The organism is Sphingobium sp. AS12, assembly GCF_019097845.1.
Classification (GTDB): Bacteria; Pseudomonadota; Alphaproteobacteria; order Sphingomonadales; family Sphingomonadaceae; genus Sphingobium.
Map to the genome: position 1 here is coordinate 178404 of NZ_JAHRGM010000046.1, position 19888 is coordinate 198291.

The 19888-nt window shown below is 61.5% G+C and carries 16 protein-coding genes and 1 pseudogene; 13 read left to right on the forward strand and 4 right to left on the reverse strand.

What is annotated here, in order from left to right; all coding sequences use genetic code 11:
- Positions 1–106 precede the first annotated feature (106 nt).
- Together KRZ98_RS17265 and KRZ98_RS17270 are read right to left on the reverse strand one after the other, a co-directional pair.
- A complete protein-coding gene (locus KRZ98_RS17265; RefSeq protein ID WP_217674669.1) occupies positions 107–667 on the reverse strand; it encodes a recombinase family protein in 561 nt (186 codons plus the stop codon).
- A 458-nt stretch (positions 668–1125) separates the two neighbouring features.
- Positions 1126–4983, reverse strand: coding sequence for a hypothetical protein (locus KRZ98_RS17270; protein ID WP_217674670.1), 3858 nt, complete (start codon positions 4981–4983; stop codon positions 1126–1128).
- A gap of 318 nt (positions 4984–5301) precedes the next feature.
- Between KRZ98_RS17270 and KRZ98_RS17275 the strand changes: the two genes are divergently transcribed.
- From KRZ98_RS17275 to KRZ98_RS17310, 8 genes and pseudogenes are all read left to right on the forward strand, one after another.
- Entirely contained in the window at positions 5302–6444 is a 1143-nt protein-coding gene (locus KRZ98_RS17275; RefSeq protein ID WP_217674671.1) for a helix-turn-helix transcriptional regulator, read from the forward strand.
- A complete protein-coding gene (locus KRZ98_RS17280; RefSeq protein ID WP_217674672.1) occupies positions 6441–7193 on the forward strand; it encodes a dienelactone hydrolase family protein in 753 nt (250 codons plus the stop codon). The genes KRZ98_RS17275 and KRZ98_RS17280 overlap by 4 nt, the downstream gene beginning before the upstream one ends.
- A 28-nt stretch (positions 7194–7221) precedes the next feature.
- Positions 7222–7707 (forward strand): nuclear transport factor 2 family protein, encoded by a 486-nt coding sequence (locus KRZ98_RS17285; protein WP_217674673.1) that lies wholly within the window; start codon positions 7222–7224, stop codon positions 7705–7707.
- 125 nt (positions 7708–7832) lie between these two features.
- Entirely contained in the window at positions 7833–8129 is a 297-nt protein-coding gene (locus KRZ98_RS17290; protein WP_217674674.1) for a DUF5615 family PIN-like protein, read from the forward strand.
- Between the two features lie 71 nt (positions 8130–8200).
- Positions 8201–8281: pseudogene (locus KRZ98_RS17295) on the forward strand (helix-turn-helix transcriptional regulator); the annotation flags it as partial.
- A gap of 856 nt (positions 8282–9137) precedes the next feature.
- The gene (locus tag KRZ98_RS17300; protein WP_217674675.1) at positions 9138–10193 is read left to right on the forward strand and encodes a methyltransferase domain-containing protein; all 1056 of its coding nucleotides are present in this window, start codon (positions 9138–9140) and stop codon (positions 10191–10193) included.
- Positions 10194–10396: 203 nt separating this feature from the next.
- The gene (locus KRZ98_RS17305) at positions 10397–11341 is read left to right on the forward strand and encodes a DUF4880 domain-containing protein (protein WP_217674676.1); all 945 of its coding nucleotides are present in this window, start codon (positions 10397–10399) and stop codon (positions 11339–11341) included.
- 53 nt (positions 11342–11394) lie between these two features.
- Complete coding sequence (locus tag KRZ98_RS17310) at positions 11395–11727, forward strand: helix-turn-helix transcriptional regulator (protein ID WP_217674812.1); 333 nt, start codon at positions 11395–11397, stop codon at positions 11725–11727.
- 301 nt (positions 11728–12028) lie between these two features.
- On the opposite strand, the gene KRZ98_RS17315 is transcribed toward KRZ98_RS17310, so the two are convergent.
- Both KRZ98_RS17315 and KRZ98_RS17320 read right to left on the reverse strand, forming a co-directional pair.
- Positions 12029–12592, reverse strand: a complete 564-nt coding sequence (locus KRZ98_RS17315; protein ID WP_254798598.1) for an OmpH family outer membrane protein — start codon at positions 12590–12592, stop codon at positions 12029–12031.
- A gap of 17 nt (positions 12593–12609) precedes the next feature.
- Positions 12610–13419, reverse strand: coding sequence for a SapC family protein (locus KRZ98_RS17320; protein ID WP_217674677.1), 810 nt, complete (start codon positions 13417–13419; stop codon positions 12610–12612).
- Between the two features lie 290 nt (positions 13420–13709).
- Here KRZ98_RS17320 and KRZ98_RS17325 point away from each other — a divergent pair, with 290 nt between their 5' ends.
- The 5 genes from KRZ98_RS17325 to KRZ98_RS17345 all read left to right on the forward strand — a co-directional run bounded on the left by KRZ98_RS17325 (position 13710) and on the right by KRZ98_RS17345 (position 19798).
- On the forward strand, positions 13710–15194 hold the full coding sequence (locus KRZ98_RS17325) for a hypothetical protein (RefSeq protein WP_217674678.1): 1485 nt from the start codon (positions 13710–13712) through the stop codon (positions 15192–15194).
- A complete protein-coding gene (locus KRZ98_RS17330; RefSeq protein WP_217674679.1) occupies positions 15191–16429 on the forward strand; it encodes a capsule biosynthesis protein in 1239 nt (412 codons plus the stop codon). Before KRZ98_RS17325 ends, KRZ98_RS17330 begins: the two co-directional genes overlap by 4 nt.
- Positions 16426–17697 carry a glycosyltransferase family 1 protein gene (locus tag KRZ98_RS17335; protein ID WP_217674680.1) on the forward strand — a complete coding sequence of 424 codons (1272 nt, stop codon included), beginning with the start codon at positions 16426–16428 and terminating at the stop codon, positions 17695–17697. Before KRZ98_RS17330 ends, KRZ98_RS17335 begins: the two co-directional genes overlap by 4 nt.
- On the forward strand, positions 17691–18509 hold the full coding sequence (locus tag KRZ98_RS17340; RefSeq protein ID WP_217674681.1) for an ABC transporter permease: 819 nt from the start codon (positions 17691–17693) through the stop codon (positions 18507–18509). Before KRZ98_RS17335 ends, KRZ98_RS17340 begins: the two co-directional genes overlap by 7 nt.
- Positions 18510–18730: 221 nt before the next feature.
- Positions 18731–19798, forward strand: coding sequence for a capsule biosynthesis protein (locus KRZ98_RS17345; protein ID WP_217674682.1), 1068 nt, complete (start codon positions 18731–18733; stop codon positions 19796–19798).
- Positions 19799–19888: the final 90 nt, after the last annotated feature.

Here is a 19888-nt window from a genome sequence, read left to right on the forward strand (position 1 = left end):
TCTCAACATGACGGGCGAGCATGATGCTACGCATCCCCGTGATAGGCGTCACCTCAAGGTTTGTGCGCCAGACAACGATTTGACGGACAAAAACAGAACGGTGCAATCATGCGGCGGATCGCAGGTATTGATATAGGGTTTCTCGGCTGATCCCAAGATCGCGGGCGATCGCGGCCTTTTGCTCGCCACCTGCAACCCTTTGCAACAGCTCGGCCACCATACCGTCGGACAGCGATTTCTTTCTTCCCCGATAGGCGCCCCGCTGCTTGGCTAAGGCGATGCCTTCGCACTGGCGCTCCCGGATCAATGCGCGCTCGAATTCGGCAAACGCGCCCATCACTGAGAGCATGAGATTGGCCATCGGGGAATCCTCGCCGGTGAAAGCCAGGCTCTCTTTGACGAATTCGATCCGGATGCCCCGCCGGGTGAGGGACCGGACCAACTTGCGTAGATCATCGAGGTTGCGCGCGAGGCGGTCCATGCTGTGCACGACCACCGTGTCCCCCTCCCGGATGAACGAGAGCATGGCTTCAAGCTGGGGTCTGTTGACGTCCTTGCCCGATGCCTTGTCGGTAAAGGTCTTGTCGAGCACCACGCCGTCCAGCTGGCGATCGACATTCTGATCGAATGCGCTGACCCGGACATATCCGATCCTTTGCCCGTTCATCGCCTGCTCCCGGCCCAATCTGTCAGGTTGGAATCTATGAGCTTAGCAGGCGTGTGTCAAGAAATGAGCTTTGAAGTTCTTATCTGACACATTCGACGTGGACATCCTGACGTCCGGTTAGACTATACTTCATCGTGACGCAGATCAGCAAAACATGAACAGAGTGGCGAATAAAACGTATGGAACTGTACGCGCTTGGTCTGTCCTCGGGCAGAAACACCAAGAAAGCGGACCTTTTCTCGGGCCGCAGCTCAAGACAGATCAAAGCTCATCTCGGACTTTCGGGCGCTGATCGCGGCGCAAGCTGATACCGGGGCGGATTGTCAATGTGATCCTTGATACGAAATCGTATCTCTATCATCGCTTCTGCACCATCGGGCCATGCTTCCCACCGATTCGACAGCTCATGAACGCATTGTGGGAGTGAATCCAAATCTTCCGTCAACCTGACGTTGCTCTCATGACTTTTTAACATAAGCTATCTTAAATCCGCCCTTATAATAAGCGATCTTGAGCTTGACTGCAGTGGCACTCGTGTGCGTCGTGCCATCCTTCCACTCGACACCGCCTTCGGTTTTTGCGGTAATGGTGGCCTTGGCCGCGAATTCTGCGTCGACACCGCCGCCGATCTTCTTGGCGACCTCGTGCGCAATCTCGTCGCTCTTTGTTGTCTCGAACTCGAACTCTCCCACTTCGGCCGTGGCCTCCAGATAGAAGTAATCGTACTGGTCGAAGTCCTCTCGAGGGATCTGCACAATATCGCGACCGCGGAGTAGAGCGTTAATGCCCACGCCCCCCAGCACTTCGCCATGTATCTCGACCTGATAGCGTGGATCGTCGAATTCGTTGCTCACGCCAATCTCGAGCTGACCTTCCCGCGAATAGTCGGTAGCCATTAGCCAGCCTACCGCCGTACCACGCTGCTTGACATCGACCCCGAAACGACCGACCAGCAGATTGTTGCCGTAGCCCTTCAGGTCGATATTGAACTTGATGTGTTCCTTCGACTTTCGTTTTGGCTTGGCCCAGTCCTGCTCGATTACCTGCTGGCGGACTTTGGCTTGATCCTTGGGCGGAAAATTTTCCTTGGCCGCCTCGAGTTTCTTGATGCCGTTGTCAATCTTGTCACTCTCCTTCTTCTCGGGGGTCCGTTCGTCTTGTGCCGGAGGCGGCGTGGTTTTTGGCGGCTGGGTGGCCGGTGTCGGCGTCGTATCTCCGCCCTCGTCCGGCGGCGTGTCATCGCCGGGACCGGAGCCGTGAGATGCGCCGCCGCTGGTTGCCGCCTTCTGGGCCTCGAGCGCGACCTCGGCAATTTTCACGCTGTTGTTTGACAAGGTCTCGAGCAGGTCGGCGACTTGTGCCTGGCCTGACATGTCGCGGAAGATATTGGCGGTGGCGAGCACACCGAGTGCCGCGCCGAGGCCGGACGGATCGGGAGCGGGGGTCGGGTTGACGATGTTGACGAGCGACTGCGGGAAGGCGGTTGGCGTGGCCGCAATGTCCTGCGGCGTCGGGGTGACCGGCGTTATCGTCCCGATTTCCGGCGCCTGGATTGGGATTGGATGCTCGTCCCACTTCCAGAAGCGGGTGTTGTCGATCTCCTCGGAGACGTTGCAGTGGCCGAGCTTGCCCTCGGCAAAGACACCGCGAGTCGGCAGTGTGATGAGCCGCTCCGACTTGGCGGAAGCGAGTGGCAGACGCTCCAGAACCGAAGCGCGGTCCGCATCGCTCATCGCGGCCAGTTGATCGACCGCCCGCTGTCGCTGGGCCGGGTCGCTGCCGTTTAGCGCGGAGGCGATGTCGACCACCAGCGTGTCGTCCACTCCCGATATCGGCTTAACCAGCGGATAGGCTACGTAACTGCCGAACACTTCCAGAGGGGTCGGCTCGACGTGGTCGTCCATCGTCGTCGGCGCCCAGGGCACGAGTTCGAACAGGCGGGCAATCGCATTCACGTCGGTGCCGAGTTGGATCACTGTTGCGTAGTGATCGACGTGAGCGGCGATGTGATCCTTGAGCTTCTTGATCTGATAGGATTCTTCGATGGTCAGGCTCTTGTCAGGAGATAAGGCTGGGCCAATCGCGGGAGCCGGTGGTCCTGGACGCTTAATGCCTGAAAAAGCCTGGGAGCCCGGTTGGCGGCCGAGGATGAATAGGTTGACGTCGACCCTCCCCGGGGTGAGTTCGACCAGGTAGCCGTAGCGGTCCCACGCCTTGATCGACAGCGCGTCGATTCGCCACTCGGTGTTGCCCCACTTCTCGAACTGGAAGCCGATCACCTGCGACCAGGGGATACGCACCGAGGGTCCGCCGACTGCTTGGCCGGTTAGCTTCAAGAATGTGAACTGCTCTTGGTCGGTCTCCATCCGCTGGCCGCTATTGACGTTGTGCGCCGCATAAGCATCGCTCTCTCCCTTGTAGACGTAGTGGAGTTCGTGCTTCTTGCTGCGTGCATGTTCCTCGGCGGTGATCACGTAGATCGTGATATTGTTAATTGTATCATCGTTCGTCCAGATGCCGATCTCGAACAGTTCCAGCTCGACAGTTCCCTCCCACCACGGATCGACCGGGTCGACGGTTGGGCCGATACCTTGCACGATTTGGTGATTGGAGATTGCGTCGCGTTTCTCGATCGCGTCGAAGCCCGCCTTCAAAGCCGGCTCGAGCAAGGCCGGCTCGAGCAGGTGACGATGGTTGATCAAAACCGCCTCGTTCAATGCCGCCACCCGCTCGGGGAGCTTGGCCAGCACTGCCGGCCGTCGCCGGACCCATTCGACCGTGACGCGATAGTGCCGCAACACCTCGTAATAGAGCACTGTCAGCGTGTGGCTGTGATTGTAGTTGGAGAAGGTGCGGCTCTGGACGCTCTGCTTCTCCTCCTGCCGGGCCTGGATAACCACGGTCGAGCTCAGTTCGCGCTGGGCGGAGCTAGCCTGGGCGAAGCTGTCGTTCACGCGCTGGACGTTCTCGGCTGCGAGGTCGCGACTCCCGGAGCTGGTCGCAGTCGATCCGCCCAGACTCCATGTGTTTCCGACCGCAGCGCCGAGCCCGATCATGCCGAGCGACGCACCGCCGGTAGCGCCCGCCGCGCTCGCCATCCCCCCCATGAGGGAGGAGCCCTTCTGCAGTTCCTTCAGCCCGGCCTTTACCGTCTCCGAGATCGTCCGGTCGCGGTGGGTCTGGTGGAGGATGTCCTCGGTGAGCTTAGTCGTCTCGTTGCGATCGGTCAGGCTGTCCCACGACCAATCGATCACCGCCAGTCTGACCGTCTCGCCCGGCGCCAGCGGCAGACTGTAGAGTATCTCCCCCAGTGAATGGCCGAGCGAATACCAAGACACCTTGTAGTCGTCGACATAGGCGGCCTTATAGCCCGACCCGGCCGGCAGTTTGAATTCGGGCGGCGCGTCAGCCAACCGCACTACCTGGCGCAGCACGAACTGCTGGAGCGCGAGACTGGCGGGGAACAGTTCCTCGCACCCGTCCTCGCCGACGAGTGACTTGGGGCTCGCCGCGAACGATGCGGGCGACAGCCGCCAATCGGTCAAGCCCGGATTCTGGAGGGCGCGGGGCCCCATGTTGATCAGCGCCGGCGGCAGCGTGTGCCACACCATCTCCATCCGCGCGACGATCGCGTCGAACGCGAAACGCGCCTGGGCCAGCACTTCGTGCCGGCCCGGATGGCCGTATGGATAGATCCAGATGGCCAGCTTCAGCACCGCATCGGGATCGTTCTGCCGCGCCGCGATCGTCTCGGCGAGCAGCAGTTTAACCTCTGGTCGCAGCCGGGTGAGGTCGAATGAGGCATATCCGACATGGTCGGTGGTGAGTACGCCGAGCGGCTCAGCCCAGATCGCGCCCGTCTCTTCTTGCGGGTCGACAAGCTCAAGACCGAACCCCGGTGCAAGCTCGCGCACGGCCGCCAGCATCTGCGCGGACAGCCTCCCCGACGAAATGTCCGCCATGCGTGTGGCATCGGCGTCGCGCAGCACGTCCTTGAAGACACGCTCGAACAGCGCCCGCGTCTTTTCGAGGTCGAGCAGGGATTCCAGGCTGTCGTCGCTCAACGCCTGTCCCAATGCGGCAAGCGCTGCAGCCTCGACCCGCGCACGGACCGCGCTTGTCGTGGTCGGATCAACGGCGTTCAACGCCGCGTTAATCGGCTCTCCCAGCCGCGCGTCGGCGGGCGGGCGCGGCGGCACGATGCGCGGCACCGCGATCTCGGCATAGAGCGGAAGTCGCTGGACCGGATTTCCGTTCTCGGGGTCGGTTACGAAAATTGCGAGATGGGTCGGTGGGGCAAGCGAAGAAGCGGCCATTGAGACCTCCTGTGCATGGCCGGCGTTAGCGGCCTGCCATGGCCCGCCGTGCGTCCGACGCTTGGAACACTATGCAATCGATGCTTGCTTCCATTTGAAGCCCACAGCCCATGCTTGTCGATATGTCGGCCAGCCGCTTTTGCTTAATCAACTTATTGTCAGGAATAGCTGCATAGCATTTGTTATGCATCAACCGTTCGGATGACGCGAATGATCGGATGATGTAGCATTCTGATCGAGTCGAAGAACGGGTCTAGCGAGGAGAAGAGCGCCCAGAGGGTCGCCGTGGATTGAGCAATTCAATGCGGGGGGCCGGCTATGCGAGAGCGATCAGTCACCGACATCTCCAATCTGATCGGGATGATCTATGACTGTGCGCTCGACCCGGAATGCTGGCCCGAAGCCCTCGCGGCCATGCGCAGGCAGCTTGGTTTCCAATATGCGACACTTGCACTTCAGGCGCTTCCTGCCGGCATTCCCCTGCTGCAGGCAAGCAGCGGACTGGCGGCCGAGTGGCTCGCGCGAATTCCCGACTATAGCGCCGACTTCATCGATCGTTGGGGCGGGCGAGCGCGCGTGGACATGCTGCCCCTGACCGAGCCGGCCGTGCTCTCACGAGTCAATCCCGGCTGGAACCTCCACGCAAACCGTTATTTCTGCGAATGGGCTGAGCCGCAGGGCATTCACGACGTCATGGCGCTCGGCGTGCTGCGAGGACCCGACGCGATCGGCTCGATCATCCTGGCACGGCATCATGAGCAGGGGGAAATCAGCGAGCAGGAGATTTCCCTTGGACGCCTGCTGCTTCCGCACTTGCAGCGGGTGATCGCGATCAGCCGAATTCTGGAGACCGAGCGCCTGACGACCTCATCGCTGCGAGCAGTGCTCGACCGCCTCACCGTCGGGGTCGTGCTTGTCGACACGGTGAAGACGATATTGCATGCCAACCGGGCAGCCCAGATGATGCTGCAATCCGGCGATGTGATCTCTTCGCGTCGCAACTGCCTTGAGTTTACCGCCAGGGCGGCCTCGATGGCTCTGGATGCCGCCATCGGACGGGGAAGACCTGGGCGCGGCGCCCGATCCTGCGGTGTGGACGTGCCAATCCGCGACGAGCGGGGACAAAATTACATGGTGCACATCCTGCCTATTACGAAGGGGTCGCGCCGCGCGGAAGTCCAGTCTGCCGCCTCCGCGGCGCTGTTCATCAATCCGGTTTCATCGACGCTGAATGTCCGCCGGCCGGCGCTTGCGACGATGTTCGAGCTGACCGACGCCGAGACCAGGGTGCTGGAGAGCATCACACAGGGGTCAAGCGTCGGCAGCGCGGCGCGTGCGTTGGGCGTGAGCATGGCGACGGTGAAGACGCATCTGCAACATATCTTCGACAAGACCGGTGTCCGTCGACAGGCCGACTTGGTGGCGCTGGTCGCATCCCTGGCCTTGTCGCCCGATGAGTGATCGGACGGATCGAGCGCCAGCTAGTCGCCAACATACTTGCTTCATTTCGCTTTGGGAGGACTTCGATGAGCCCCGTTCTTGACCAATATAGCAGCAATACCGAAGACATCCCTCTGGAGATATTCTTGCCGCCATCGCCTGGGCCGTCGCCGGCCGTTCTCGTCCTGCACGGCAGCTTCGGCCTCCTGCCTGAATATAAGCCCGACATTGTGTCATTTGCAGAGGCGCTTGCCGCGGCTGGCGTGGCCGCAATCATGCCTCAGTACCTCAAATCCACCGGGACTGAGCCCGGTGATGGCGTTCTTAAGCTGATCCCGGTCAATCATCTTGTCTGGGCACAGGCTTGCGCCGATGCGCTGACATGGATCGCCGGCGATCCGCGCTTCGATGTTGGCCATGTGGGTATCCTTGGCTTCTCGCTGGGAGGCTATCTTGCGCTCCGCGTCGCCATGGACCCACCCGGCGGCGTGGCAGTGCAAAGCGTCGTCGACTTTTTTGGACCGACGCATCTGCTCGATGCCCATTGGTCGAAACTTCCTCCGGTGCTGATCTTTCATGGCTCAGTCGATAAGTTCGTCGATCCGAGCGAATCCGAGTTCCTAGTCCAGCAGCTCGAAGCGGCCGGGCGCGCGGAAGGAACAGGGTACAACTATGAGTTGGTCGAAGGTCAGGGGCACGGCTTCAAGGGTGCCGCGCTGACCGAATCCCGCGACAAGACCACCAAATTCCTGACCGATAGCCTCGGATAAAGGCACGACACCGGCCGGAGAACCGACAATGCACGCCAATGCTAATATGTTGAATGAGCTTTATAGCGCGCTCGACCGGGGCGATCACCCGACCATGGCAGCCTTGTATCATCCCGAGGCGCATTTCCATGATATCGCCTTCGATTTGCGCGGAAAGCGTCTGATTCATGCGATGTGGCACATGATCTACGACAACGGCATCGAGACGAAAATCGAGTCCGTCGAGGCGGACGACAAAGTTGGTAGCGCATCCATCGTGGATCGCTATGACTTTGAGAAGGACCTTGCCCACGGCAGGGCGGGACGCCCGGTGCGGAACGCGATCCGTTCCCAATTTCGATTCCGGGACGGTCTGATCATCGAGCATTACGACCATAGCGACCCTCACGCGTGGGGCAAAGCCGCGATGGGCGGACCGAAAGGCTTCCTCGCCGGCCGCTTCCGGTTCTTGCGGAGCAGCGTCGCGCGCGGGAAGCTCGATAACTTCATTCGCGAGCATCCCGACTATTGGTAGGCAAATGTGATCCGGAGCGTTACGGTCCGAAGATGACGCTCAACTTGATGGCGCTCAGCTCGTGTCATAGCCAATGTTCCGGTTATGTCTATCAAATCGTTGTTCAGCGAACAAACCTTGAGGTGATGCCTGATATGGGCCGGCTGGGCGAGCCGGATCATGTCGTCCTGGCGCGCTGTCTCTCGGAAAACCGGATCATCGTGACGGAGAATGCGGTGGATTTCCGCAAGCTGGTCGCGCGCGAGGAAATTCACCCCGGCCTGATCCTCCTTCCCAGCGTAGGCCGCAACTTGTCGCTTCGGCTACTGACGGATGCCATCGCGCATCTGGCCGCGCTCGGCACACCATCCGATGTGCTGGTCAATCATGTGCTCGAAGTGAGCGACGCAGGCACATTCACGCTCTTGCCGTTGCCGGAATAGCGACTGCGCGCCAAAGCGCACGAAATTGCGCTGTTTGCAACGATGTTGGCGCACGTCAGCACTGTCGGACCATCCGCCTGAAGACGGTGCTGCAACGCACCGGTCTTTCCCGCTCCACCCTCTACCGCAAGATCGCGGACGGGACATTCCCCGGCAACTGCCGATCAGCATCAATGGCCGGGCCACCCGGATCATGCTGCGACTTACGCTTGAACCGGTCGGCGCTTCGCCGTCGCCGGGATTCGGTCAGCGCGACATCACCGACATGGTCGCCAATGATCGCCAGTTAGGCTCGCTTCAGGCTAGTTGAACGGGCGGCGTGAATGTGCTTCCGTGGAAGCGCTTCGATAATTTTACGGAAGTACGGATTTCATGTCTACGCCGACCCCACGGCAATGGCTGACAGATTCGTCGTGGGATCGACCGGCGGCCCGACCACCTTGCGCTCGGAGGTCTTCCTCGAAACTACCTGTTTCTACGCCAGATTCGTTTCGGATGTACCTCTTAACATGGAACGCGTGGAACTGTTGATGCGGCTCTAGTTTTGCGCCTTCAGCCCGATAGCTCCCTGGGGCCCCGGCTTGCGCCGGGACCCAGCTACTTTCGTCGGTTGGCGGAACGTCAGCTTGGCGGAAGGCGAGCCACTGCCGGCGGAAACGGCGAGTCAGGTCGAGAGGAATCAGCACCTCTGGTCGGCCGGGAGCATCGCCCACCCAAAATTGTATAATCCTGGCAAAAAATTCCTGACAAGTTCCAACTCCCGTTGGCAGAATCTATGATTCTGTTAATATAGAACTATGGATTCGTAATCGCGATATTTCGAACTCGCGAGCGGAGTAGTAGTAGTTCGCTTTAATATTGCTCAGTACAAACAGTTTCTCAACGTGCGGAACAACACCCACGCGAGAGGCCGACTACACGCGCCGCGTGGGTTCAGACCGGCACGAGTGTTCACAAGTTTATACAATATATACATATAAAACTACCTTTTCGCAAAGGATGGTCCACATGAACATTGAGAATAGCCGGAGATATTATGGCGAAACCCTAACCGGGTCAGCCGATCTCAAGACGAACGCCTGCACTACGGCCGACATGCCCTCAAAGCGCGTCCGTGCCGCGCTGGCCAATGTCCATCCCGATGTGAAAGCCCGCTATTATGGCTGTGGCCTCGTAGCGCCGGAAGCGATTGAGGGCGCGCGCATCCTCGATCTCGGATCGGGCTCGGGGCAGGACGCCTATCTCCTCGCACAGTTTGTCGGCGAGAACGGGGAAGTTGTCGGGGTCGACGCCACGCCAGCACAACTGGAGGTGGCCAACGCGCATCTGGACTGGCACCGCGAGCGCTTCGGCTATGCGACAAGTAACGTCAGCTTCATCGAAGGCGACATCGAGCAGCTCGAGGCGCTGGGCCTATCGGACGGCTCATTCGACATCATCGTGTCGAACTGCGTCATCAATCTTGTCGCCGACAAGGCCGCGGTGTTCCGCGCCGCGCATAGCCTCCTCAAACCCGGAGGCGAACTCTATTTCTCCGATATCTACGCCGACCGCCGCGTTCCCGAGCATCTGCTGGCGGACCCGGTATTGCACGGCGAATGCTTGTCCGGCGCGCTCTATTGGGGCGACTTCCTCGCTGCCGCGAAGCAGGCCGGTTTTATCGACCCGCGCCTATGCACCGACCGTCCGCTTACGATCGGCGACGATGCTATCGCGGCGATGCTGGACGGCATCAGTTTCTTCTCGGCGACCTATCGCCTGTTCAAGCTCGACGGCCTCGATCCCGAGTGCGAGGACTACGGCCAAGCCGTCGTCTATCGCGGCACCATTGCCGATCACCCGCGCATTTTCCCGCTCGATCGGCATCACCAGATCGAGCGCGGGCGGATGTTCCCGATTTGCGGCAATAGCTGGAAGATGCTCGCCGAGACCCGCTTCGTCGGGCATTTCGACTTCATCGGCGATTTCTCCACCCATTTTGGCGTGTTCGCCGGCTGCGGTGGCGGCCTTCCGTTCGACGCAGCGTCGTCGGGAGATGGCGCGGCCCCTGCGCCGTGCTGTTGATCCAACGGAAGCGCAACATGAACAGGCTCGCGGGAGCTTCGTCTTCCGCCGTGTGAAGTCGCGGCAGGGCAGAGCTTCGTGAAGTGGACGTAACCCGCCTCGCTTGTGCAAGCCCATTAATTCTATTATTCACGATATAGCGATTCTAAACTCCGGATAGGGAGTTGGCAGATGCGCACTCCGAGCAACCGTGCAGGCCGTCCGTGACTCAACCTGCCTCCGATCGCGAGCTGTCCGCCGTGGTGCTGGAGGCGTTGAACAGGCTCATGCATCTGATGTCAGGCACGGCCACCGAAGTGGACGCTGAGGCTCTGCGGCAATGGCGCGCGGCGAATCCGGCACATGAGGCTGCGTTCCGCCAGGCGGTCCGCCTCCGCCGTCTCATCCGGCAGACAGAGTTCCCGCCCGACGAAGCGCCCGCGGTTGCGCGATCCAGGCCAGCCCTGCTCAACAGACGCATGATCCTGTCGGGTGGTATCGCAGCGTCCCTTGCCACGTGGTTCGGCGTTCACCCACCACTCGGCCTCTGGCCCTCGCTCGCCGAGGTGACGGCCGAACATCGTACCCAGGCCGGCCAACGTGCGCGGCTGGCGCCGGCACCAGGGCTCGCCGTCGAACTGAATGGACGCTCGGCCTTGTCCTTTGCAGACGAGGGGCGTGCCATGACCCTCATTGCTGGCCAAGCGTTCGTCAGCGTGGCGGGACGGCCATTGGCGCCAATTACAATTTCGGCGGGGCCAGAGAAGGTCATTGTCGATGCCGGCAGCCTCGATGTCCGCACCAGCACGCGAGAAACTTGTATTACGTGCGTCACCGGCTCGGTACGGCGTGGTGTGGAGTTGCTGAGGGCCGGTCGGCAATTGATCTCGACACCCAACGGCAGCCGAATCCTCATAGCTGATCTCGAGCTTGCGACCGCCTGGCGCGAGGGCATGCTGATCTTCCGCGACACGCCCTTGGCCGAAGTGATCGAGGCGGTGAACCGCCACTATGACGGCCGGATCATACTGGCCGACGACGCTCTCGGCGATCGACGCCTGACCGGACTGTTCTTCACTGACCAGATAGGCACTATCGTCAATCAGCTTGAGCTGGTCTTGGGCAAGCGTGCGATCCATCTGCCGGGTGGAATAGCACTGCTGGGATGAGCACGGCGATTGGTTCTGTTGCGGCGCGTTCTCATTTCGTCTACTCACGATATATGGAGGACAACACAGCTATAATGGCGCTGAGCGCCTTGGCTCAGCGGACCCGGCTCGACACCTTTCGGCTGCTCGTGCGCCATGAACCCGACGGTCTTGCTGCCGGTGAGATCGCGCGGCATCTCGGGGTGCCGCAGAACACCATGTCGCAGCACTTCACCGTCCTCCAGCATGCCGGCATCGTTCGGTCTGAGCGGCGCAGCCGCTCGATCGTCTATCGCGCCAACATTGACGCGCTGCGTGACCTGATGCTCTTCCTCGCCCAGGATTGCTGTGCCGGGCGGGAGGAACTGTGCGCCCCGCTGGTTGCCGAACTCGCGCCCTGCTGCTGACGCATCGAGTCATGTCTCCGCTACCGGCGTGCCTTCCTCGCTCTGCTGGACGACGAACGCCTTCTGCGCGGTCCGTGAACTTCGACGCTTTCGTGCCATGACTCCTCGCCCAGCCAGGAAAATCTATGGCAGAAAACTCAACTTCCAAGCGGTCCAGTTTTCAGGTTGCAGAGCAAATGCGCAAGTCTCGCTCGATGGCCGGTCGCCGGGCTAGGAAGCACCCGCCCGACTCCTTCGCGGATGGCGGGGCACCTAGTGCGGTGCGAACAGACGACAACTGGATGCCCGCCAAGCGCTTGCGTTATGGTTGCCGCTCCGGCAGTCGCTCGCGCTCGAAGGAGATGCTCTGGATCTTCGCGTCAAGGCCCATCGCGACTTCTGCGGTCAGATCGTTCGTGAAATTGCCGCCAAGCGTCGCACTGCGATCCAGCAGCAAGCCACATTTCCTGCTGGTGCAGGCCTGCGAAATCACCGGTTCCGTTGCGGTCGTAACCCGCTCCATCACCTTCGTGCGCGTCGCATCGATTTCGCGGCTGTTATGTGCGGCTTGACGCTGGAGGGCGGCCCAGCGCGTTGCGAGCGCCTCGCGCCGCCGTTTGGTCTCTTCGTTGGCCGGTTGGTCTTGCAGAGCTTTCGCCTCGGATTCCAGCGGCGCCCGCTGCTGATCAATTTCTGCCTGCGCCGCGCGGGTCAACTCGCTCAGACGCGCGGTCGCGGCCTTGGCGACAGCGGCGTTCGCGAATAGCGCCTCGCGCGAGAGTAAACACACGCCCGGAATCGGCGGTCCGCCCAGTCCTTTCTGCGCGTCGGCCGATTGCGCCGCCGAGGGCACGGGGATGATTACGACGGCGAAGGCCGCCAGCATCGATGGGATTCGTGACATCATGAGTCCTTTTCTTGGGATTGAGGCTCTTTTGCCTGGGATTGAAAGTCGCCGCCGCCGGGCTGCGAGGGCGTCTCGTCGGATGTTGCCGAGAGGCGGGACAAAAGTTCGCGGAACCTGTCGAGCGAGGTGAGATGCAAAGTCACTAGCGCGAGCCAGCCGCGGGCATGCCACTCAGCCAGTGTCGGCGCGTCAAGCGTCGAGAAACGCTCGGGATCGACCACCTTGAATCCGTCGAGGCCGAGATTGCGGCCATTGGCCAGGATGACGTCTGCACGCCGTTCAACCAGCAGGTCGCGGCCTTCGAGCGCCCGGACGAACGCGTGCGTCGTTTCAGCTTCGTTGCGAAAGGCTTCGCAAAAGCCGAGTGCTCGCTGGGTGATCGCTGCGGGCATGCCATTCTCGAACAGCGGCTCACCTTCTGTTTTCCCCAGACCCTCGCACTCGAAGTCGATACCGAGAATGAAACGGGCGCTGTCGTCGATCCGCAGGAAACCGAACGGATAACGACGCGCATAAGCGGGAACGTAGACGCCATGTGCCCAGCGACCGTTCTCCAGGAAGACATTGCGGCGATCGATCCCGAGAACTGCGAGCGGCGTCGCATCGCTCACGGCGAAAACGACGGGAAAATAGCGCGAGGCCTCCGCGAACTCGCTCACGACGATCGGAATCGAAGGCGATTCAGCGGCGAAGGAAAAGTCATATTCCTTGAGCCGCAGGGCGGAATGAAGGCTGGCATCAAGCGGTCGCAACGACCTGTAGAACAGCGGCTGGGCCGGCGGGGCGCTCGCTTCAGTCTCGGGCATGAATGTTCTCTCGATTCGCTCCACGGCGGCGGCGCAGGTTCACCGCTTCCCGACGTTGTTCCTAGCGGCGCGCTTGAGTGCGGGTGACTGTGGCTTTCCGCAGGCAAATCGGCCGCCGTTATGCGCCATAGTCCCGCCAACGCGCGCCGCGGCGCGGTTCATGCAAGGGGGGCCGAGCAATCCTGGACGATAGGAGCATCACGGTTTTGGAGGTACAGCCGGGCAAGAATCCGCTCGCGCTCCTGCGTATGCCCCCATTTCCCGCCGCACGACCACGTGCGCGTCCAACGTTGCGCAAGCATGGCAGCAGGACCGGGCCTGGACTGTACCGCGACGAAATCGGCGCTGTCGCGGCGCAGCTTGCCGAAGCCCGGGTTGGAGGCAGCTTCTGGAAGTCAGCCTGCGTTGGTGAGCAACGCTCGCCTAACCTCCTCGGCGTTCGTGGTGGGGGATCGGCAAGACACGATCCATGGCCGCGGATCGAAACGGATGCCCCGATCATCGCGCACATCAACGACGAGATCGCGTTACTCGCGGCGGCAGCCGGACGCCCTGTTCTCCAGCCTGACGATCGGCGCCCATATTCACACGAAGCACTGCTGCGTACGCTTTACGATCGCCTTGCGGGATTCGACTATTTCGATCCCTGGAATGGACAGCGCATCACTGTCTCGCGGTGGATCGAAATTCTTGGCGAGTGGCGCCGCATCATCGACCGGAACCGTGAGATCGCGGTCGTCTGCGGCATAGCTGGATGGAAACGTCCGGTTCTCGGCAAGTTCCTCTGGGCGGACGAAACGGCGAGATTTTCCAAGCAGCCGCCCAAAGTCCGGCCTCCCGCCGAGAAAGCCGTGGCCGTGTGGCCGTCGCGCGTGAAATGCGCCGCGCGCGAGCAGGCGCGCGCATCCACCGGACGCCTCATACAGATCGAAGACGGCTTCATCCGTTCGGCCGGGCTCGGCGCACGCCTCACGCCTCCACTTTCCATCGTCGTCGACCACACCGGCATCTACTATGATCCGCGCACGCCGAGCGATCTCGAGCGGATCCTTGCCGATGCGGAGCTTGCACCGGAACTCTGCGCGCGCGCTGCAAAACTTATCGATTTCGTCACCAGGCACGGCATCACCAAATATGCGGCCGCCAGTTCGACCGGCGTCCGCCTGCCCGCGGCTGGCCGAAAAATACTCGTCGCCGGTCAGGTCGCCGACGATCGCAGCGTGCGTCTTGGCTGCGCCACCGTGACAGGCCCGCTCGACCTGTTGCGCCGTGTACGCGAAGCCGAACCCGACGCCTTCATCGTCTTCAAACCCCATCCCGACGTGGTTGCCGGACTGCGGAAGGGCCATCTCCCCGCCACCGAAGCCGAACGCTATGCGGACCTGACCCTGCCGCACGCGCCGATCGACGCTTTGCTCGCAGAGGTTGACGCCGTTCATGTGCTGTCATCGCTGACCGGCTTCGAGGCCCTGCTACGCGGTCGCGAGGTCATCACCCACGGCCATCCCTTCTATGCCGGCTGGGGGCTTACACGCGATCTCGCGCCGCCGATCGGTCGGCGAGGACGCGCGCTGACGCTCGAGCAGCTCGTGGCAGCGACACTGATCCTTTATCCTCGATATCTCGACCCAGTCACCCGCCTGCCCTGTCCTCCCGAGATTCTCGCGCACCGGCTTTCCACCGACTCCATGCCGAAGCCTGGCCTTCTCCAGAAACTGCGAACGCTCCAGGGCTATGTCCACAACGCGCGGCGGGCATCGGTGAAGCGGCAATGACCGAACGCTCCTTCCTCTTTCTGCAAGGGCCGCCCGGTCCCTTCTTCTCGCAGCTCGCCGCGGAACTGCGCGCGGCAGGCCACCGCTGTCACCGTGTCAACCTCAATGGGGGAGACTGGTTCGACTGGAGAGGAACAGCCGACAATTTCACTGGCACGCTCGAGGCCTGGCCCGCGTATCTCCAACGCATCATCGCCCGCGAGCTGGTGACTGACATCGTCCTGTTCGGCGACTGCCGGCAGCACCATCTCGAGGCAAGAGCCTGTGCTGCCGCCGATGGAATCGCGGTCCATGTCTTCGAGGAAGGCTATATTCGTCCCGATTGGGTTACGCTCGAGCGGACCGGCGTGAACGGCAATTCCAGCCTGCCGCGCACGCCCGAAGTCTATCGCCGCCTCGCGCCGTCGCTTCCGTCTGTCCCTGACCACGCGCGGGTGCGACCTAGCTTCCGCCAGCGCGCAACCGAGACGTTCGGGTATTTCCTCGCCAGCCTGCTCCTGACGGCATGCTACCGCGGCTATCGATCACACCGGCCCTATCCGATCGTTGCCGAACTATATGGATGGGCGACACGGATCGTGGCACGGCCCGTCGCCCGCCAGCGATCCGCTGTCGCCCTTCGCCGCCTGGGCCAGAGGCGTTATTTCCTGCTGCCACTCCAACTCGATTCCGATCACCAGATCCGCATCCACTCGCCCTTCACGGGCATGCATGACGCGCTGAGGTGGATTCTGGGATCCTTTGCGGCCTGTGCACCGGCAGATGTCGTTCTGCTCATCAAGGAGCATCCGCTCGACAACGGTCTCCATGCTTGGCGGCGAACCGTGGTCGCAATGGCCCGCGAGCTTGGCATCGCAGAACGTGTGCTCTTCATCGAGCATGGCGATCTCTATACAATCGTCGGCGCGGCCGCGGGCGTGGTAACCGTCAACAGCACGACGGGAACACTAGCGCTCGCCTCGGGCATTCCCGTCGCGGTGCTGGGCACAGCAATCTACGACCTGCCCGGTGTCACCCACCAGGGATCGCTCGGTGATTTCTGGACCGCGCCATCCAGGCCCCACCGCGATCTATATGATGCATTCCGCCGCGTGCTTGTGGCCCGCTGTCTCCTTCACGGTGGTTTCAGCAGCTCCGCAGGGCGCGCCTTGCTTTTGCCTCGTGCAGTCAAGCGCCTGCAAGACGAAGGCGTCACACCCGTGTGCCTTTCCGTCAGTACGATGGCGGCGGCATGAAACTGTTTGACTACACCTTGCCGGCCGGCGGCGGCTCGTATCTCCTCCCACCCGTCACTGCACGGCCACAGCCCGAACTCGTCCTCGACATTTCACGATTGCTGGCGCGTCTGCTCCATCCGACCCCGACCGGCGTCGACCGTGTCGAGATGGCCTATGCGCGCGGCCTCCTTGCCCGCGCGTCCGGGCGGCTCCACTTTGCGGCCGTTCATCCGACCGGCCTCTATGGTCGACTGCGCAACGCCGATGTTTGCGCATTTCTCGATCATACTAGCCACCGCTGGGAGACGGGCGGGGTTTATGAAAGCCGCGCCGAACGCCATCGACAAGCGGCGCGCTGGCTCTGCCGCTTGTGGCCCCAGCCCGTTCCGCCCGCGGTGCGGCCTCGTATCCTCATCCAGCCATCGCCCAATCATCTTGACCGCCCCGAGCGGATCGCCGCCAAAGTCGCGCGCGAACAGGCGCGGTTCATTTGTCTCGTCCACGATCTGATTCCGATCACGCACCCGGAGTTTGCGCGGCCTGGAGGTGCGACCAGCCACCGCAAGCGTATCCGCACGATAGAAACGCAGGCGCATGGCGTCCTGCTAAACTCTCAGGCAACGCTCGACGCCTTGCTTGAGATCAGTGGACCCGATCTCCACGGGAAGCCCATCCGCGTTGCACCTCTGGGAGTCGATCAATGCCAGAGCATGGCCGTCACCGAGCTTGTAGGACGTCCGTACTTCCTGTGCCTCGGCACGATCGAGCCGCGCAAGAACCACCTTCTGCTACTCAACGTCTGGCGCTCGATCGTCCAACGGCTTGGTCGCGAGCGATCTCCGTTACTGCTAATTGTTGGACGAAGGGGTTGGGAAAACGAGAATGTCATCGACATGCTCGATCGCTGCGAGATGCTGCGCGGGGTCGTGCGCGAACTCGATCGCATTCCCGATTGCGAACTGCGAAACCTGCTAGCCGGTGCCCGCGCGCTCCTCATGCCATCGTTCGCCGAAGGCTTCGGCCTGCCCGTCGCCGAAGCACTTGCCGCTCAGGTGCCTGTCATCGCCAGCGACCTGCCAGCGCATCGCGAGGCCGGTGGCGATGTCCCAGATTATCTCGACCCCCTCAATGGTGTTGCATGGCGCGAAACCATCCTCGCCTACGCCGCTGCAACCAGCCCTCGCCGACGGGCCCAGGTCTCGCGTATGCCCGGTTGGTCACCGTTCACCTGGGAGAACCATCTGGATGCCGTGCTGGCGTTGGCGGAGGAGGTCGTACAATGCTGAACGCCGGACCCGCACGCCGCTTCCGCTCCTCCACTCTGGATGGTCTGGACGCTCAGCGCCATGTGATTGGCGCGCTGATCATCCGAGAACTCCACACCCGCTATGGCCGGGACAATATCGGCTACCTCTGGATGCTTGCGGAACCCATGTTGCTCGCAGGGGCTGTGGCACTCATTCATATCGGCGAGCCAACTTCGGCACATTACGGTTCCGACTTTCGAGTCATTCCATTCACGCTCACTGGATACTGTGTTTTCATCATACTCCGGTCGATCGTGTCGCGCGCCGAGACAACGCTGGACGCAAATAAACCCCTTCTCTTCCACCGCGTGGTAACGATCTTCGACCTCTTGCTATCGCGAGCGATACTGGAAGCACTGTCGTCGGTTGGCGCTCTGCTAATTCTCCTGTCAGGCGCTGTCGCTCTTGGCGTTGCAGATCCACCGGCGCGTCCGTTGCTGCTCCTAGCGGGGATCGGATTCATCGCCTGGCTTTCGTTCGCAATCTCCCTCGCCGTTTGTACGGCAGCTCATTTCAGCAGGGCGGTCGCCAAGCTCGTCCATCCAGCCATCTATCTGATGATGCCGCTGTCAGGAGCCTTCTTCCTGCTCAAATGGATTCCCGAACCCTATCGTTCTGCACTTGCTTGGTCCCCAATCAACCAGATCTTCGAAATGGTTCATGTCGGTCAATTCGCGAGCCTGGAAAGCCCTTACTACGACCCAGTCTATATCGCTGGCTGGTGCCTTGGCCTGACGGTCCTCGGCCTTTTCGCTCTCCGTGTTCTCCGCCGTCACGTGCACCTCGGATAATGATTATGCGCACCCCCCTTCACGCTTCCAAGGCTCGACTGAGCGAGGGACTGATACACGCTGATCCCAGCAACCGCGGGAATGCGCCCGAGTTTGCTCGACAAATCGACGATGACGATTTTGGACTCCGCACCGGCGCGACCATAAGATCTGGTTCCGAACTTCCGGATGACGATGAGTGTGAGGACCTCGGGCCACGAAAATGGTGGCAGAGAAGTAGTTTGCTCCTGCTCCTGCTTGTTGTCCTGCCGACACTGATCGTTGCAGCCTTCGAGTATGGCGTTGCAGCAGACCAATATGTTTCGGAGTCCCACTTCATCGTCCGGGGCCAACAGCCGAACACGGGCTCAAGCGGTCTCGGTCAACTTCTTGGGTTGAACCCGATGCCAGCTCCAGCCGACGCACATAGTGTCGGCGACTACCTTCTTTCGCATGACGCGATTGCCGCGCTCCAACCCGGAATCGATTTAACGGCAATCTTTCGTCGTCCAGAAGCCGATCCCGTGACACGCCTCTGGTCCGATTCGCCGCCCGACGAAACGCTACTCAAATATTACCGCGGGAAGGTTCAAGCCACCTTCAGTAGCGAGACGGGAATAACCACGCTAATTGTCCGTGCCTTTCGTCCCGATGATGCAAAGGCACTCGCCGATGCGTTGCTCAGGCTCGGCGAGGGACGCGTAAACGAGCTGAACAACCGCATGCTCGAAAATGGTCTGGTTGCAGCGCAGCGTCAGGTCGACGAGGCCGAAAGCCTCGTTGGGGACATCGAAGGCCGTATGACCAGCTTCCGGCAAGCCAGCCGCGACGCCGATCCCGAGCGAACCAGCGCCGCCCAAATCCAGATGGCCACCGCGCTCCAGCAGCAGGCCGCACAAGCCCGCGCGCAGTTCGACGCGATGGCGGCGGTGCTACCCCCCAGTGCGCCGCAATATGCCGCGAGTGCGCGCAAGGTTGCTGCGCTCGAACGGCAGGTCGCCGCGGTCAGAGCCCGCTTGGCCGGCTCCGAACAGTCGGTGGCCGCGGGTCTCGGCCAATATGAGAAGCTTCAGATGCGCCAACAATTTGCCGCCAAGCGATTGGAAGCCGCCCAGTCGAGCTACCAGGCTGCGCGCGAACAGCTTCTCAAGCAACAGCTTTTCATCGTGCCGGTGGTCAAGCCCAACATGCCCGAGAAAGCCCTCTATCCGAAACGGCTCATGATCGTGGCAACCGTCTTCTTTGGCCTCATCCTGGCCTACGCGCTCGGTTGGCTCATTCTTGCTGGGGTTCGCGAACATGCGTCTTGATCGACTGCGGCGTTCGCTGCCATTCCTTGCCGATCTTGCACCCAAGCGGTCGGGCGGAATCAGAGTCCCTCGAAATGTCTACCGACAAAT

What these genes read in the sequence shown, in the direction of transcription:
- KRZ98_RS17320 (WP_217674677.1), bottom strand. Translation starts at nt 13,419, where the DNA reads ATGCCCGAGACTGAAGCGAGCGCCCCGCCGGCCCAGCCGCTGTTCTAC.
- KRZ98_RS17290 (WP_217674674.1), top strand. Translation starts at nt 7,833, where the DNA reads ATGCCTGATATGGGCCGGCTGGGCGAGCCGGATCATGTCGTCCTGGCG.
- KRZ98_RS17330 (WP_217674679.1), top strand. Translation starts at nt 15,191, where the DNA reads ATGACCGAACGCTCCTTCCTCTTTCTGCAAGGGCCGCCCGGTCCCTTC.
- KRZ98_RS17275 (WP_217674671.1), top strand. Translation starts at nt 5,302, where the DNA reads ATGCGAGAGCGATCAGTCACCGACATCTCCAATCTGATCGGGATGATC.
- KRZ98_RS17285 (WP_217674673.1), top strand. Translation starts at nt 7,222, where the DNA reads ATGCACGCCAATGCTAATATGTTGAATGAGCTTTATAGCGCGCTCGAC.
- KRZ98_RS17310 (WP_217674812.1), top strand. Translation starts at nt 11,395, where the DNA reads ATGGAGGACAACACAGCTATAATGGCGCTGAGCGCCTTGGCTCAGCGG.
- KRZ98_RS17340 (WP_217674681.1), top strand. Translation starts at nt 17,691, where the DNA reads ATGCTGAACGCCGGACCCGCACGCCGCTTCCGCTCCTCCACTCTGGAT.
- KRZ98_RS17300 (WP_217674675.1), top strand. Translation starts at nt 9,138, where the DNA reads ATGAACATTGAGAATAGCCGGAGATATTATGGCGAAACCCTAACCGGG.
- KRZ98_RS17270 (WP_217674670.1), bottom strand. Translation starts at nt 4,983, where the DNA reads ATGGCCGCTTCTTCGCTTGCCCCACCGACCCATCTCGCAATTTTCGTA.
- KRZ98_RS17315 (WP_254798598.1), bottom strand. Translation starts at nt 12,592, where the DNA reads ATGCTGGCGGCCTTCGCCGTCGTAATCATCCCCGTGCCCTCGGCGGCG.
- KRZ98_RS17265 (WP_217674669.1), bottom strand. Translation starts at nt 667, where the DNA reads ATGAACGGGCAAAGGATCGGATATGTCCGGGTCAGCGCATTCGATCAG.
- KRZ98_RS17335 (WP_217674680.1), top strand. Translation starts at nt 16,426, where the DNA reads ATGAAACTGTTTGACTACACCTTGCCGGCCGGCGGCGGCTCGTATCTC.